The organism is Rhodococcus sp. 06-462-5 (genome assembly GCF_002258315.1).
In the GTDB taxonomy this organism is placed as follows: Bacteria; Actinomycetota; Actinomycetes; order Mycobacteriales; family Mycobacteriaceae; genus Rhodococcoides.
In genome coordinates, this window is sequence record NZ_NOYD01000005.1 from 292,839 (window position 1) to 308,092 (window position 15,254).

At 63.8% G+C, this 15,254-nt stretch carries 15 protein-coding genes; 2 read left to right on the top strand and 13 right to left on the bottom strand.

The window, feature by feature from the left end:
• Nucleotides 1-133 precede the first annotated feature (133 nt).
• Entirely contained in the window at nucleotides 134-460 is a 327-nt protein-coding gene (locus CH251_RS27160; RefSeq protein WP_143537913.1) for a LuxR C-terminal-related transcriptional regulator, read from the top strand.
• A 42-nt stretch (nucleotides 461-502) separates the two neighbouring features.
• Here CH251_RS27160 and mftD (CH251_RS03540) read toward each other — a convergent pair whose 3' ends face one another.
• The 5 genes from mftD (CH251_RS03540) to mftA are packed head-to-tail and all read right to left on the bottom strand — an operon-like array spanning nucleotide 503 to nucleotide 4,589.
• Complete coding sequence (mftD, locus tag CH251_RS03540; protein WP_094611842.1) at nucleotides 503-1,726, bottom strand: pre-mycofactocin synthase MftD; 1,224 nt, start codon at nucleotides 1,724-1,726, stop codon at nucleotides 503-505.
• Nucleotides 1,723-2,901 (bottom strand): pre-mycofactocin synthase MftD, encoded by a 1,179-nt coding sequence (gene mftD / locus CH251_RS03545; RefSeq protein ID WP_094611946.1) that lies wholly within the window; start codon nucleotides 2,899-2,901, stop codon nucleotides 1,723-1,725. The genes mftD (CH251_RS03540) and mftD (CH251_RS03545) overlap by 4 nt, the downstream gene beginning before the upstream one ends.
• Before the next feature lie 2 nt (nucleotides 2,902-2,903).
• Nucleotides 2,904-4,154: a mycofactocin radical SAM maturase gene (gene mftC / locus CH251_RS03550; protein ID WP_094611843.1), complete on the bottom strand. Its 1,251-nt coding sequence runs from the start codon at nucleotides 4,152-4,154 to the stop codon at nucleotides 2,904-2,906.
• Between the two features lie 34 nt (nucleotides 4,155-4,188).
• Complete coding sequence (gene mftB / locus CH251_RS03555; protein ID WP_094611844.1) at nucleotides 4,189-4,473, bottom strand: mycofactocin biosynthesis chaperone MftB; 285 nt, start codon at nucleotides 4,471-4,473, stop codon at nucleotides 4,189-4,191.
• 2 nt (nucleotides 4,474-4,475) lie between these two features.
• Entirely contained in the window at nucleotides 4,476-4,589 is a 114-nt protein-coding gene (gene mftA / locus CH251_RS03560) for a mycofactocin precursor MftA (RefSeq protein ID WP_082073741.1), read from the bottom strand.
• A gap of 288 nt (nucleotides 4,590-4,877) precedes the next feature.
• On the opposite strand from mftA, the gene mftM reads away from it, so the two are divergent.
• Entirely contained in the window at nucleotides 4,878-5,705 is an 828-nt protein-coding gene (gene mftM, locus CH251_RS03565) for a mycofactocin oligosaccharide methyltransferase MftM (RefSeq protein ID WP_094611947.1), read from the top strand.
• A gap of 28 nt (nucleotides 5,706-5,733) precedes the next feature.
• Here the strand turns inward: mftM and CH251_RS03570 are convergent, their stop codons facing one another.
• The 8 genes from CH251_RS03570 to CH251_RS03605 form a co-directional block, all read right to left on the bottom strand.
• The gene (locus CH251_RS03570; RefSeq protein WP_179275125.1) at nucleotides 5,734-8,094 is read right to left on the bottom strand and encodes an HNH endonuclease signature motif containing protein; all 2,361 of its coding nucleotides are present in this window, start codon (nucleotides 8,092-8,094) and stop codon (nucleotides 5,734-5,736) included.
• 207 nt (nucleotides 8,095-8,301) lie between these two features.
• Nucleotides 8,302-9,399, bottom strand: coding sequence for a tryptophan--tRNA ligase (gene trpS, locus CH251_RS03575; protein WP_373454912.1), 1,098 nt, complete (start codon nucleotides 9,397-9,399; stop codon nucleotides 8,302-8,304).
• Nucleotides 9,400-9,575: 176 nt separating this feature from the next.
• On the bottom strand, nucleotides 9,576-10,841 hold the full coding sequence (locus CH251_RS03580) for an acyl-CoA dehydrogenase family protein (protein ID WP_094611948.1): 1,266 nt from the start codon (nucleotides 10,839-10,841) through the stop codon (nucleotides 9,576-9,578).
• Between the two features lie 149 nt (nucleotides 10,842-10,990).
• Nucleotides 10,991-12,007 carry a helix-turn-helix domain-containing protein gene (locus tag CH251_RS03585; protein WP_094611847.1) on the bottom strand — a complete coding sequence of 339 codons (1,017 nt, stop codon included), beginning with the start codon at nucleotides 12,005-12,007 and terminating at the stop codon, nucleotides 10,991-10,993.
• A 132-nt stretch (nucleotides 12,008-12,139) separates the two neighbouring features.
• Entirely contained in the window at nucleotides 12,140-13,402 is a 1,263-nt protein-coding gene (gene glp, locus CH251_RS03590) for a gephyrin-like molybdotransferase Glp (protein WP_094611848.1), read from the bottom strand.
• Entirely contained in the window at nucleotides 13,399-13,641 is a 243-nt protein-coding gene (locus CH251_RS03595; RefSeq protein WP_094611849.1) for a MoaD/ThiS family protein, read from the bottom strand. The genes glp and CH251_RS03595 overlap by 4 nt, the downstream gene beginning before the upstream one ends.
• An 18-nt stretch (nucleotides 13,642-13,659) precedes the next feature.
• Nucleotides 13,660-14,715 carry a GTP 3',8-cyclase MoaA gene (moaA, locus tag CH251_RS03600; RefSeq protein ID WP_094611850.1) on the bottom strand — a complete coding sequence of 352 codons (1,056 nt, stop codon included), beginning with the start codon at nucleotides 14,713-14,715 and terminating at the stop codon, nucleotides 13,660-13,662.
• The gene (locus CH251_RS03605; protein WP_179273645.1) at nucleotides 14,682-15,248 is read right to left on the bottom strand and encodes a molybdenum cofactor biosynthesis protein MoaE; all 567 of its coding nucleotides are present in this window, start codon (nucleotides 15,246-15,248) and stop codon (nucleotides 14,682-14,684) included. Before CH251_RS03605 ends, moaA begins: the two co-directional genes overlap by 34 nt.
• Nucleotides 15,249-15,254 lie beyond the last annotated feature (6 nt).

Genomic DNA, 15,254 nt, shown 5'->3' on the forward strand with positions numbered 1-15,254 from the left:
GACGCACACGTCGAGCCCGGATCCGTCCGTATTGACCTTGTATGGACTTCCGTGCACAGCTGGATCCGCGGTGAGTTTCCTTCCACGATGGACGCAGCGGTCGGGGTAGGTGGATTCACGAGGGGGAATTTTCGTGCGCGAGCAGACGTCGGCATCGGCGGTACATCACTCGTTCCGGAGGCCGAGGCAGTCGGCACCCGGGGCACTCCCAACACCGACCGAAGCTCACCGCGCCAAGCCTGCGCTGAGCGCTCGCGAGATCGAGGTCATGATCGCCTGGTTCGCCTCCGACTCGAAAACGGACGCAGCTCGGTCCGTCTACATTTCGGTGGGCACGATCAACACGCACATCACCCGTGTCCGACAGAAGTACGCGGCAGTGGGCCGCAACGCGCCGACGAAGGCGGCCCTGTTCGCCCGCGCACTGCAGGACGGTCACACTCACCTGTCCGATTGGTGACCATCGGTTCGACTACCCCTCGCGGGATGGCCGGGCGCGAAATCAGCTCCTCGGATATGAGTTTCCTACTCCGATCGGCGTCGGGTTTACCGGACCGGGGAGTCGATCGGCGCAAGCGAAGTCGGGCGGTACGACGACATCGGATGGTCCGAGCGTGCGAACCGATGCATGCCCGAGTCCGAGTACAGCGGAATCCAGTCCGCCGCGCAGGATATCGAGGACGTTCTCCACCCCTGCCTGACCGTTCGCCGCCAACCCCCATAGATACGCCCGCCCGATCAGCACTGCCCGCGCACCGAGCGCGAGTGCTTTCGCCACATCGCTTCCCCGCCGGATACCACCGTCGAGGGTGATCTCGACCTGATCGCCTACCGCCTCGGCGATCGACGGCAGCACCCGAATCGACGCCGGAGAGCCGTCGAGATTGTTGCCCCCGTGATTGGACACCGACATCGCCGTGACACCTGCATCGACAGCCCGCACCGCGTCGTCGACCCGCGAGATGCCCTTGAGCATGAACGGTCCACCCCACTGCTCACGTAGCCAGGCGATGTCCTCCCACGTGGGCAGCGGGGTGGACTTCCACTCGCGATATGCGGCAAAGAACGTCGGCGCAGGCTTTCCTGGCGGAGCAAGATTCGGTGCCGTCAAATCCGGGAACGTACCCGTCCGCGCCCACCGCGCAAGCCATCGCGGACGCGCCAGTGCTTCCGGTGCCAACCGCATCATCGCCGCCATATCGAGCCGTTCGGGAATCACCGGACTCCCCCAGTCGCGGCCCTCGGAGAACGACCAGTCCATCGTGACGATCAACCCGACGGCACCCGCACTGCGTGCGCGCTCGACCATGTGTCCCAACAACTCCCGCGAACCCACCCAGTGCAGCTGAAAAAACGTCCGCGGGTTCGCCGCGACGACCTCCTCGATAGGTTTGCTCGCGAACAACGACAACCCCATCGCCACACCGCGTGCCGCTGCCGCCCTCGCGACGGCAACCTCACCATCGGGATGCACCGCCTGCACACCCGTCGGCGAGATCATCACCGGAAACGACAGCGGCTGCCCCATCAGCGTCGTCGACAACTCCCGCTCGTTCGACAGACCCACCACGTGCGGGGCGAACCCGAGTTCAGCGAACGCAGCCGTATTGTCCGAGGCAGTGATTCCGCGTTCCGATCCCGCCACCAACGCCGCATACACCGACCTCGGCAGACGCCTCTTCGCGCGCCGCTCCGCCTCGGCAACAGTCTCGAACCAGTCGGTCACACACCCAGCCTGCGATCGAAACCGGCCGGCATCACCACATCCGACGGCGACAGATCGTGCACCGAGTTGTGCCCGAGCCCCAGGACAGCGGAATCGACTCCGCCGCGCAGGATATCGAGCACGTTCTCCACACCGGCCTGACCGCCCGCCGACAGACCCCACAGGTATGCCCGGCCGATCAGCACGGCTCGAGCACCGAGAGCCAGTGCCTTCACCACATCGCTGCCGCGCCGGATACCGCCGTCGAGGGTGATCTCGATCTGATCACCGACGGCCTCGGCGATAGCAGGAAGAGCCCGGATCGGAGCCGGGGTGCCGTCGAGATTGTTGCCGCCGTGGTTGGACACCGAGATCGCCGTGCACCCGGCGTCGACAGCCTTCTTCGCGTCGTCGACGCGCATCACGCCCTTGAGCATGAACGGCCCACCCCAGTGCCCACGCAGCCACGCCACGTCCTCCCACGTCGGCAGCGGAGTGCCCATCCATTCGCCGTATGCACCGAAGAACGTCGGGGCCGGACCACCCGTGGGCGGGGTCAGGTTCGGGGTCGTCAGGTCTGGGATCTTGCCGGTCTTGGCGAACTCCCACAACCACTTCGGGCGGGTGATGCCTTCCGGGGCGAACTGGACCATCGCTTTGAGGTCCATCTTCTCCGGGATCGACGGGCTTCCCCAGTCGCGGCCGTTGGAGAACGACCAGTCCAACGTCATGATCAGTCCGACCGCCCCGGCTGCGCGGGCCCGCTCCATCCGTTGCAGCAGTACCTCGCGCGATCCGACCCAGTACATCTGGAAGAACGTCTGCGGGTTCGCCGCCGCGACCTCCTCGACGGACTTGCTCGCGAACGAGGACAAACCGATCGGAATCCCCCGCGCCGCAGCGGCTCTCGCGACAGCGACCTCACCGTCGGGATGCACCGCCTGCACGCCCGTCGGCGAGATCATCACCGGGAACGACAGCGTTTGCCCCATCACCGTCGTCGACAGATCACGCTTGTCCGACAGCCCGGCCACATGCGGGGCGAAGCCGAGTTCACCGAACGCCGCCATGTTGTCATCGACCGTCAGTCCGCGCTCCGAGCCTGCCACCAGGGCGGCGTACACGGACTTCGGTAGACGCTTCTTCGCACGCCGTTGCGCTTCGGCAACGGTCTCGAACCACGCACTCTTCGCCATCACTACGCTTCCTGTTCCATTCCTGCGAGCGGGTTCTCGTCGCAGATCTTGGTCGGTGGACGCATCATCAACGTGAGCGGCACCGACTTTCGTGGGGTTTTGCGTTGCCCGGTCCGGGAATGGTCGACACTGGACTTGGGGATCTCCCCCGCCGCTGCCAACGCCATTTCACCGTTCCCGATGACGCATTCGGGGTCCGGTCCGTCCATGGGCAGGCCGGTGAAGAATTTCGCTGCCATGCACCCACCGCGGCACGCGTCGAAGTGGGCGCACTTGGTGCACGCGCCCGAGGTCTGCGGCGAGCGCAGATCCTGGAACAATTCCGATGTCTGCCATACGGATTGGAACCCGCCCATGCCCGCCGACGTTTCCGAAGCAACAGTCGCGTCACGGACGATGTTGCCGGCGAGGAAGTTCTCGTGAATGGCGAACGGGCAGGCATAGACGTCGCCGATCGGATCGATCAGGCACACCACTCGTCCGGCACCGCAGAGGTTGAGCCCGGGCAGAGCGTCACCGAATGCCGAGAGGTGGAAGAACGAATCGCCGGTCAACACGCCTTCACCGTTGGCGACGAGCCAGTTGTAGAGCTCACGCTGCTGACCGGCCGTCGGGTGCAGATCGTCCCAGACATCGGCGCCGCGACCCGACGGCCGTAGCCGTGTGATACGCAGTGTCGCAGCGTATTTGTCGGCGAGAGCCTTGAAATCGTCGAGCTGGCTGACGTTGTGCCGGGTGACGACCACCGAGATCTTCGCGTCCCGGAAGCCGGCCTCCTTCAGATTCTCCAACGCTCGGCAGGCCATGTCGAACGAACCCGGTCCGCGGACCGCGTCGTTGACCTCGGCGGTTGCGCCGTCGATGGAGATCTGGACATCGACGTAGTCCGACGCGGCCAGACGCGCGGCCACCTTATTGTCGATCTTGACCCCGTTGGTCGAGAACTTCACCCCCACCTGATGCGCCGTCGCATAATCGACCAGCTCCCAGAAGTCCGACCGCACCGTCGGCTCCCCACCACCGATATTGACGTAGAACACCTGCATCTTCTGCAACTCGTCGATCATCGACTTGCACTGCTCGGTGCTCAGTTCGCGAGGGTCACGGCGACCCGACGAGCTCAGACAGTGCACACACGACAAATTGCAGGCGTAGGTCAGCTCCCACGTCAAACAGATGGGCGCGTCGAGTCCGAGTTCGAACTGGTCGACCAGTTTGCCTACCGGAGCGGGTCTTTCGAGGGTGGAGGTCATGGGCGGAAGTCCTCTTCTGCTAATGGGTGTGGCTTTACGGGCGGGTGATCATGCTCGAGTCGGCCAACGTTGCGAGTGCTTTCACGTATGGGGCCGACTGCGACTCGGTGATCCCTGCGGCCGCGATCGCCGAACGCATGTCCGAGTGTTCCGGCAGCGATTCGATGATCGCCACGATCGTGCGGTTCTTCAGAAAGGAGAGCTTGCGTGTTCCGAAGTGGTAGAGCAGCGCCCCGAACGATTCGGGGCGCAGCGCCACCTGTGGGTGAAGTGCCCACGGCGCATCGAGATCGAGTGCGTCCTGCACTGCAGTGGTCATGATCAGTACACGCCGCACATGCCGTCGATCGACACTTCCTCTACCAACGACTCTTCGATCAAGTCGGATTCGACGACAGCCGTACCGACCACAGCGTTCTCGTTCTTCTTCGACATCTGAAACCTCCTGCGAAATATGCTCGGTCACAATCCGATTGGTTGTGTCTCGGATCATCACGCTAGCGGCCGACCACGACTCGGAACCGGCGTGACGGGAGGAACTGGTCTGCCGTCGCGATCAACCGTCCATATGGGTAGGTGTCGTCCCGTCCGGCATGCGGGGTCCACAACGTCCGAGCGGCCCGACCTGCGCGGGAGCGGCCGATTCGTCGACCGATGTGTGGAACGCTCGACCTCACCGAAGGGGCGGCCACTCCCGGCGTCCGACGAACAGAAATGACTTCGATGACCGAACTGGATGCACTCGCACCGAGCCCCGATGGAGTCTGGGCGCACGAGAACGTTGTGGTCCGCCATCTCCACGGACTCGAGTTCGACGCGGTCCGAACCGGATCGACCGTGCAGGTGTGCCATGGCCTGACGTCGGCCGAGATCGGTGAGCGCCTGGTTCCGATCGTGACCGCACAGGCACGTCATGTGGGTCTTTCACAGCGGGAATTCGAGTTGGTGTTGGTCGGGATCGTCCGCACCACCGTCGCCGATCCGGTCGACGCATGGGCGACCTATTACCGAAATTCACTGGACGAGCTGCTCTCGGGCACCGCCGATTTCGCTCCCGTCCACGAACACGCGGAAAACCTGATCGTCGGATCGGTGCTCGATATGGGGTCGTGTTTCGGCTTCTTCCCGCTCCGACTGGCGATGAAGGGGCACTCGGTGACTGCGACGGACCTCTCCGCCGGCACCATGCGGTTGCTCGCCGTCGTGGCCCCGCATCTCGGGATCACACTCGACACCGTGGTGTGCGACGCGGCAGATGTTCCCGTTGCCGACAGCAGCGTCGACACGGTGACTGCACTGCATCTCCTCGAACACGTCGACGCCGAGACCGGCTCCCGCATAGTGGAAGAAGCACTACGCATCGCGCGCACTCGTGTCGTGGTTGCCGTGCCCTTCGAGGCCGAGACCACCGCCTGCCACGGACACGTCCGCACGTTCGACGAATCGTCGTTGGTGGACTTGGGGCGGTCGACGGGTTCGATGTTCGAGACCTCGGAGCATCACGGCGGGTGGCTCGTGATCGACAAGACCTGGGCACACCAATTCACCTGAACAGGTTTCGCGTCCGGGGCGTAACTCCCTAGAACGGCAGAGCGTCGGTGTCTACGTCGGTTGGTTCTGTTACCGGCTCGTGGCTGTCGGGTGGGTGGGGGTAGGCGATGATGCCGGATCGTTTGGGTCGGGTGGGGATGTGTGGTCTGAGGTCGTTGCCGAGGATGGGGACGGCTGTGCCGTTGGTGGGCAGGGTGATTCGGGTGGTCTTCGATGTCGATGTCCACAGGATCGCGCCGCCGGGGAGCATGACGGCTTTCCAGTAGCCGGCGGTCTTGACGGTGTGGTGGTATTCGCAGAGGCATTGCAGGTTGTTGACGGTGCTCCAGCCGCCGCCGAGAGGGTTGGTGTGGTCGAACGGGTTCACGTGGTCGAGTTGGCAGCGTGCGGCAGGGCGGTGGCAACCGGGAAAGCGGCAGTGTTTGTCGCGGAATCGGACCGCTGCGGTGGTGAGGGCATCGGGGCGGTAGATCAGGGCGCGGTCGGTGAGGGGGTCGCGGGGGACGGATTTTCCGAGGGTGGGGTCGGCGGCGATGGCGGCTTCGAGTGCAGCGGCGAGCGATGCGTTGCCGAGGTAGAGGCCCGAGGGCGTGTGGCCTGCTGTAGGGATCGTGCGGTTGTTGAGCCGGATTGCGGAGGGCAGGTCGAGGGCAGAGCTGTGCCGTGTTCCCCTGCCGACTGGTGTGTGGGTGCAGTACAGGGCTGCAGCGGAGGTCAGCGACTGCGGACGACGCTGAGGTCGATCGTCGCCCGGTGCCGGGTCGGTCGGGCCAGTCTCTGCTGGGACTGGATCCGGTATTGAACCTTGCTCGGCTGGCGGCTTCGAAGTGGGCGATGACAAGGTGGCCGTCGCTGGTTCAGGTACTGGCGTCGGACCAGCTGTTGTGGAGCCGGATAGCGTTGTGGAAGAGCGTGATTCCGGACAGTTCGGTCCGGTATCAGGTGCCGGCGATGTCTGTCGCGCAGGTGATCGTGGAGCTGACTCGGGTTCGGTTCGTGCAGCAGGGTCGGTGTTCGACGTTGCCTCCGGTAGCGGGTCGGTCACTGGTGCCCCAGCGCGTGTTGCTGCCTGCTTCCGGACAGGATCGGCGGCGTCCGGGTCGGGGGTTGCCGACGGGTCGCCCGCAGGTACGGGTGTGGACTCGTCGTTCTCCTCAGCATCGTCGGTCTCGTCGACCTCATCTGCCGGTGCCGCTGGTGCCGCTGGTGCCGAGGTGTTCCCAGGCGCAGAAGCAGGAGCAGGAGCAGGCGAACTGGACGAATTCGGTTCGGTCGAGGAATCAGCCTCTCTATCCCAATCCGTGGCCGACCCCGTTCCCTCGCCAGCATCAGCATCAGCAGCCGAATCCAGGTCTGCGCCTGTGTCCGCGTTGGCGTCTCTGTCCGCGTCGGCGTCGGCGTGCGCATCTGTTTCCGTCTCGGGTCCTGTTGCAGCCCTAGCCTTCTCACTGTCCGGGCGTCGTTCCCATTCCCCGGTCTCCGGGTTCTGCACCGCCAGGCCCAACTTCTCGGCGAGGGTGACTGCTTCGGTGAGCAGGACCTGCCACTGACTGTTCCGTGCCAACTCCCGCGCGAGCTCCGGATCGATGGATCCGTGCCCGGCCAGATACGCCGGGTTCGCCAGCAATCCGATGAGGGTGGCGATGTCGACGGTGACCATCGTCAACGGTACCCGCCGATCGGGCAGCTCTGCATCTTTTTTCGGGCAGTCGTCGCGGTGGCACAGGCATGTCAGGCGGGGTTCGCCGTGCATGCGGGCCATGAATGCATCGCACAGGCGTTCTTTCTTGCCTCGGGGGTCTTTCGGGCAGAGGGTGTCGGCCATCTCCTCGAGGAGCTGCCACGCCGCCGCGGCTTCGGGTGCGGTCAACTCGGCCCTGATCCGGGTGAGTTCGCCGGCGGGGCTGTAGGTGACGTTCCGGAACTTCTTCGCGAACTCACGTAGTGCTGCCGCTTCCTCCGGCGCGACCCGCAGCAGGATGTCCCAGATCTCCTTTTCGAGGGGACCCGGTGAACACCTGCGCGCGGCTTCCACAACCTCTTCCTCGACCAGAGACACGATGCTGTCGGAGAGGTTGTCGAGGATCCGGCACACCGTCCGCACTCGCGGGAAGTCGATCTCCCCGGCCTCGAACGCGGTCTTCACCAACGGAAGCCGGGTGTGCAGGGCAACACCGACGGACACATACGATTCGGAGACGGTTTTCGAGCACCCCAACGCCACTGCCATTTCGGTGCGCCCGTACCGGCTGTAGTGCTTGTGCTCGATATCGCTCTCGATCCACTCGCAGTGCACCCGATAGCAGGCAGCGACCTTCCGGGCAGCGTGACGATTTTCTGCACACGCAGCAGCAGTCAATGCCTCCAGCGACACGATCGGTACTGCCATCCCCATTCACCCCCCGGTGACCCGAAACAAGAACGCCTGTTCGAACAAGAAGAACAGTAACCCGGACCACCGACAAGAAACCGAAGCGCAAGCTCGGCAGGTCGTGTCAACCTCTCCGAGCGGGACCGATCACCCGAGGTCGAACTCTGGAGGTCGTGAGTTGAACCTCTTTTCGATCGCATCGACGACCGTCTCGAGCAGGCGGGCCTAATACGCGGTACCCATCGCTGCGCGTACCTCGTTCAGCGTCTGCTCCGCGATCTCGTTCGCACGCTCGTTCCCCCGGCTCACCACCGATCTCACGTAGTCAGGGTCGGCGGCCAACTCCGCCCGACGACGGCGATGTTCCGCCAGAGTCGAGTTGACTACCTCTGTCACAAGACCTTTCAACGATCCGGCTCCAGCACCGCCTATGTCTGCGGCGATCGATCTCGGGTCCTGCCCGGTACACAGGCCCGCGACCGTGAGCAGTGCCGACACCCCCGGCCGTGCATCCGGATCGAACGAGATGTGTCGATCTGCGTCCGTCGGCGTTCTTCGCACCACCGCGGCTGTCTCGTCCGGTGTCATGGACAGCGTGATCGCATTGCCGAAGGTCTTGGACATCTTGCGGCCATCGAGTCCAGGAACGGCGGGGCTCGAGGTGAGCAGACCCTGCGGCTCCTCGAATACCGCGCCGTAACGGGAGTTGAATCGCCGCGCGATAGTCCTCGCCATCTCGATGTGCGGAAGTTGGTCTTTGCCGACAGGCACCACGTTCGCTTTGCAGAACAGGATGTCGGCCGCCTGGTGCACCGGGTACGTCAGCAACAGCCCACTCAGTGCGCGGCCACTGGCGGCGAGTTCTGCTTTGACAGTGGGGTTTCGGTGGAGTTCCGCCTCGGTCACCAGGCTCAAGAACGGTAGCATCAGCTGATTGAGGGCGGGTACCGCAGAATGGGTAAAGATCATGGACTTCTCGGGGTCGATACCCGCGGCCAGATTGTCCAACGCAGCGTCGTACACATGTTGCCGCACTTGCCCGATTGCGTCGCGATCGGTGATCACCTGATAGTCGGCCAAGACCACCATTGTCCGGACCCCTAGATCCTGCAGCCGAACTCGCTCTCGAATTGTCCCGAAGAGATGACCGAGATGCAGTGGACCTGTTGGTCGTTCACCGGTCAACGTTGTGTAGCTACTTGGATCAGCAGCGATGTCGGAGGCGAGCGCCTCGCTACGGCCGATGCTGGACAAGTAAGTGTCCATCGAATTCCTCCTGAAAGAACGAAGGGCTGTACCGACCGCGCTTCGATCCGAATTCAGGACATCGGCGGGCTGAGTACAGCCCGCGGGACATGATCGACCGGGCTGCTAACGCAGCCACCACCAAGCCTGTCGAGGGTCGATCATCTCGAAAGGCTACCAAGACTCGGATCGACGGGAGCGACCGATGTGGTGTCAGGATCGCAATGGATCCTGACACCACTGCCTCTGTGGGTCTAGGCGTGCTCGGGTACCGACAACCGATTCTCGGCTGCGGCAAGAGAATCGAATCCCTCCGCCTTGAGCAAATTGTGGACGTTGCGCCGTCGGACGCCCATGTTGCCTCCGTCGTACACCGGGAAACACAGGACGTCTTCCATGATCACCGCGATCGGTGTCAGGTTCGTGTACGCATCGACGCCGACGAGACGCATGGCGTCGTACACGACCTGCACGGCCGTCTCGGATGCAAAGATCTTTGCCTCGTTGGCCAATTCGCGGTCACGTCCGCCGGTACGGTCGAAATGATCGGCGGCCTTCCATGCAAAGTAGCGGACCGCCTCGATGCGAGTCTTGATGTCCACCAACATGTATCCGGCGTTCTGATACTCGATGACCGGCACCGGACCTGACCGATGGTCGGTCTTGGCGAACTGCAGAGAATAGTCGAACGCAGCTCGCATCCTGCCCACGCACGCAGCAGCAATGGACGAGCAGGTCCAGGAGAAGGCGGTGGCGACGATGTCCAACCCGTCGCCCGGCTTGCCGATGAGGTTGCCGACCGGCACCCGCACGTCGCGGAATTCCACCCGCGGCGAATTGGTGGCGCGATGTCCGATGGTGTCGATCATGTCGGTGATTTCGACCCCGGGCGTTCCCCTCTCCACGACGATGACGGCGAGCGACTCCGACGGCGGCAGTGCAGGATCGGTACGGCAGACCACACTGATCAGGTCGGCACCCTGACCGTCCCAGCCCGAGGCATTGGTGGTGTAGTGCTTGGCACCGTTGATGACCCATTCGTCGCCCTCGCGACGCGCGAAGGTCCGGATTCCGACGGTCGGGTCTTCCGAGTCATAATTTGCTCCGCCGGTCACCTCTGTGTAGGCGATCGCAGCCAATCGGGGTTCGCCGTCGCAGAACAACGGGAGCCAGCGATTCTTCTGTTCCTCGGTGCCGAAATTGATGATCGGGTTGAGTCCCAATCCGGTGCCGAGCAATGCAGTGGGAGTGTTGATGTCGACCCGAGCGAGTTCCTCGGCCGCGAGCGCGAAGGTCAAGTTGTCGAAGTACGCGCCGCCGTATTGGTCGGGAACCAGCCCCTTGACGAATCCGAGACCGGCCAACTGCTTGTAGACCGGCTGCAGTGCGTAGAAGCGATCCTCCGGCCGCGGCAAGGATGAGATAGCTGCCGCTACTTCGCTCAGGATGTCGTCTGCCACTTGCCGCGCTTGCATGCGCACGGCCATCTGCTCGGGGCTGAGCTCGAAACTCAGGGTCATGTGAGACTCCTCGATGTCTGTCCTGATGGGGTGGAGAACGGAATCGGGCGACGCTGCCCTGCACACCATGTTTCACGGGCCGACGTGTCCACGTCTTGTATCGGACTGCGCCATGATCGGTACCGTTCTGCACACTCGGACAGAGCGTTTCACCCCTGAGCCAGCTGTGGTACTTCCCTTGTCTTCACCGACTCGCGATATTCGACCGGACTGCATCCGAAGCGCGATCGAAAGGTCTTGGCCAGATGCGCCGAATCCGAGAATCCCCACGCTGCAGCGATCGCGCCGATCGATCGATCGTCGCGTGAATCGGCAAGCTCACGACGACACGCTTCGACCCGATGCTCACGGACGACAGCACCGAAAGTCGTTCCGGCCCTCTCGAACAGGGCATGAAGGGTGCGAACCGATACCCCTACGTGGCGGGCTGCCTCGGTGGCGGGAACTCGGCCGAAGGGAAGCCGGGAATCGATGTATCGAACTGCGGACACCCGGAGTACTTCGTCGGTCTGCACAGAGCATCCGGCACCCCGTTCGGCCGTCCCTCCCAGCACCGCACGGAGCAGATCGACATGGGCGGCACCGATCATCTGTCGCTCGGCGGGATGCAGCGAGGAATCGGTTTGCCAGGTCTCCACCATCAACGAGCTGAGCAAGCGAGCCGAGCCCGACGAGCTCGAAAAACGCCGCGCAGTAGTCGCTGCCGACGGGCCGACCACGTCTGCCAGCAGAGGGCGCGGCAGTCGGAAAGACAGCACTCGCCACAGTTCGTCGTTACCCGGCTCGACGAACTCGAGCCGGTACGGGCGAGTCGAATCGACGATGGCAAATTCGCCTCGGGAGACGGTGCACTGCCGCCCGTCCTGAGTGGTCGTACACTGCCCGTCCAATTGCAGGTTGACAAAAACGACGTCCTCGTCGGCGCGGGCAACTTCACGTTTTCCGTGGTCGATTCGCTGTGTGCAGGAGGCAATCTCCGCTGCATTGCCACCCCCGATCGCCGCCGAGCGCACCCACCCGGGAAGTCCGGAGCTCGAGGAACTGCGTTCGACGTGGTCCCGAGATCGCCACGGTGCCAGCGGAGTGAATGCCTGGCAGAGGACGTCGGCCCAATAGCTCATCTGATCGGCCGGACCGAGTCCCCTGGTTGTCCAATATGACGTCATGATGCACTCCGCGCTAGGTTCGAGTGCACCCACGGTAGGCCTTGGGCGTAAGCCATCCGAGGCGTTTGCGTTACGAAATGCGTGCACTCTCCTCACATCGACGCGAGAGTCGCGGAGAGATTCTTCGAGTTTTCAGATGCAGGTACCTCGCCGCGTCGACGCGACCGAGTCCAGCATCCATGCGGGGTACTCACCCGGCGGACCCAGGCCGCCGTCGGAGGGCGGAATTACGATCACACAGTTGGCATGGGCGAGCGCACCGACCGAGTGCGATCGAATGATCGCGGCGCTTTCACCGTCGACGATGCCCAGCATGACCCGGGGCACCGGTGAGGCAGGAACGGCCTCCCCCGCTACCCTGACCGTTCTGATCGTTCGCTCTGCTCGCGGGTTGCGCAGTGCCGCAACGATCATCGGCCGGACGAACAGTTCGTACGAGATCAACGCGCTGACAGGGTTTCCGGGCAGACAGACGATCGGAGTTCCCTCGACTTTTCCGCACGCCTGCGGTTTGCCCGGTTTGACTGCAACCGAGACGAATTCGACGTCCTGGTCTGCTAGCGCGAGCCGGATCACCTCTTCGGTACCCGCACTGATCCCACCGGTCGTGACGATGACATCGGCAACCGCGGCGCATCGGGCCAGTGCCGCCCGACACGCGTCGACGTCGTCGGCGACGGCCGGTTCGAGGTGAACGTCGGCACCGCACCGAAGCAGATCGGCCACGATCATCGCCGAATTGGCGTCGTAGCATTCACCGCGCGCGAGTTCCGTCCCGACCGGTCGAACCTCGGATCCCGTCGACAGCACCGCCACGACCGGAGCCGACTCGATCAGTACATGGGTGCGACCGAGCGCCGCCAGAGCACCGACCTGGGCCGGCGTGACCGATGTGCCTGCCCGGACGGCGACTTCGCCGACCTCGAAGTCCGAGGCACGACTGCGGATGTTGCTCTTCGAGCCGACCGAGTGGATCGTCACCTCCAGGGCACCGAATGTCTCGACGAACCCACTGGTTCCTTCGACCGGAATCACCATGTCTGCGCCGCACGGAACCGCGGCACCGGTCATGACCTGTACCGACTCCCCCGGACGAAGGTGCAGCGGTGTCGGTTGTCCACCTGCGACACTGCACGCGGAGACGAGCAACCGTACGGGCAGATGTTCCGGACCGACGACATCGGCAGAGCGAACGGCGAATCCGTCGACCGCCGAGTTGTCGAACGCCGGCAGTGCGTGGTCGGCAACGACGTCCTCGGCGACCACTGCGCCCACCGCGTTGCCGATCGACACGGAACGCACCTTTGCCGATACTCCCAGTTTCTTTATCGCGCAACGATGTTGGTCCACCGTTCGGAGATGGACCGGCACGCTGCCCACTGTCGTCGACATCATCCGCCGGAGATCGGAGGCAGGACCGCGATCTCGTCCCTATCGCAGCACGGCGAATCCTCGTCGAGAGCCAGCGATCGTCCATTTATCCAGATACGCGAGACCGCCAGCACCTCGGCGAACGACGCACCGTATCGTTCGACCGCAGTATCGAGCACCTCCCTGACGGTCGATCCCGACATACTGTTCGACGCCTCCCCTGCAATCTGTCGTGCCGCAGCGAACATCACCAACTCGGCCATACGATCAGGCCCTTTCGATCATCCACCGATGTAGGACATTTCGATCCGATCTCGCACCGGATCCTCCTTCGTTTCCGCTCGAAGCTCCGAGTACCGATCGTCCCGTCGCATCCACAACGTCGCGAGGCGGGATACGAGTTCGTCCTGCGACGCCCCCGCGCGCAGCAACGCACGCAGGTCGGTGCCGGTCGACGAGAACAGACAGGTGTACACCTTGCCGTCCGCAGACAGCCTCGCGCGGGTACACGTTCCGCAGAACGGCTCGGACACCGACCCGATCACGCCGATCTCTCCACTGCCGTCGAGGTATCGATATCGAGTCGCCACTTCACCGTCGTACACCGCCTCGACTCGCACCAGCGGATGGACCCGGCCGATCGTCTCCACGATCGCTTGCACGTCCATGACCTGCGACAACTCCCACCGATTCGTCGCGCCGACGTCCATGTATTCGATGAAGCGCACCACGACGCCGGTGCCTTTGAACCGCTCGGCCAGGGCCAGAATCGAATCCTCGTTCACCCCGCGACGCACCACGACATTGACCTTCACCGGCGACATCCCGGCGTCAACCGCCGCGTCGATGCCGTCGAGTACGGTCTGCACGGGCACCCGAGTGTCACTCATGCGAGCGAACGTTGCCGGGTCCGTCGAATCGAGGCTGACGGTCACTCGTCCCAACCCCGCGTCGACCAACTTCACAGCGTGTGCGCCGAGCAGAGAACCGTTGGTGGTCATCGCCAGATCGATACCCTCGATGGTGCTCAGTCGCTCGACGAGCGAGACGATTCCGGTGCGCAGCAGGGGTTCGCCACCGGTCAGGCGCACCTTGCGAATACCGATGGCGGCAGCAGCTCGGGCGACTCGGTCGATCTCCTCGAACGACAGCAGTTTCGCGGTCTTCAAGAATTCGTGGTCGGGGCCGAACTCGGACCGCGGCATGCAGTAGACACAACGGAAGTTGCACCGGTCGGTCACGGAAATGCGCAGGTCCCGAAGTGGCCGCCCCCGAACGTCTTTCGCGGCGGATTCGAAGTCCCTCACGATGCGGCACCGCACGTGACTGGCGACCACTGCGAGGCCGCCTGCTCGACACTCTCGATCTGCACACCGGTCTCCACCCAGGATTGCGCGGTCTCCCGCTGTTCGAGCTTCCACACCGGAACGGATGCCTTGACGATGTCGATGCAGAATTGAGCCGCCAGAAACGCGTCGACGCGATGGCCCGCGGACACACAGACCAGGACACTGGCTTCACCGACCGCGACGGATCCGGTCCGGTGCAGCAGGGCGATACGGCCGATGTCGGGCCAACGCTGTTGTGCGGCCTCGGCGATCTCGAACAGCCGCGCACGGGCGACAGACTCGTAGGACTGATAGTCGATCGCGACGACTCCGTCTGCACGCAGGCCGGTGGAATCCTTCGAGTACTCGCGTACCACCCCGGTGAAAGTGACGACGGCCCCGCACCGGGGAATCGTTGCCCAATCGATGATCGGCTCGACCGCCAACGCGTCGGCGGTCACCGCGACCCGCACGTCGCTCGTGCGAGATTCACTGTCGTGCGCACTCTCGTCCAGGTGTCGGACAGTGTCGACTTCGTTCACGGCGCA

Coding starts and splice junctions, on each gene's coding strand:
- mftD (WP_094611946.1), bottom strand. CDS start 2,901: ATGGCGAAGAGTGCGTGGTTCGAGACCGTTGCCGAAGCGCAACGGCGT.
- mftC (WP_094611843.1), bottom strand. CDS start 4,154: ATGACCTCCACCCTCGAAAGACCCGCTCCGGTAGGCAAACTGGTCGAC.
- mftB (WP_094611844.1), bottom strand. CDS start 4,473: ATGACCACTGCAGTGCAGGACGCACTCGATCTCGATGCGCCGTGGGCA.
- mftA (WP_082073741.1), bottom strand. CDS start 4,589: ATGTCGAAGAAGAACGAGAACGCTGTGGTCGGTACGGCTGTCGTCGAA.
- mftM (WP_094611947.1), top strand. CDS start 4,878: ATGACCGAACTGGATGCACTCGCACCGAGCCCCGATGGAGTCTGGGCG.
- CH251_RS03570 (WP_179275125.1), bottom strand. CDS start 8,094: ATGGCAGTACCGATCGTGTCGCTGGAGGCATTGACTGCTGCTGCGTGT.
- CH251_RS03580 (WP_094611948.1), bottom strand. CDS start 10,841: ATGACCCTGAGTTTCGAGCTCAGCCCCGAGCAGATGGCCGTGCGCATG.
- CH251_RS03585 (WP_094611847.1), bottom strand. CDS start 12,007: ATGACGTCATATTGGACAACCAGGGGACTCGGTCCGGCCGATCAGATG.
- glp (WP_094611848.1), bottom strand. CDS start 13,402: ATGATGTCGACGACAGTGGGCAGCGTGCCGGTCCATCTCCGAACGGTG.
- CH251_RS03595 (WP_094611849.1), bottom strand. CDS start 13,641: ATGGCCGAGTTGGTGATGTTCGCTGCGGCACGACAGATTGCAGGGGAG.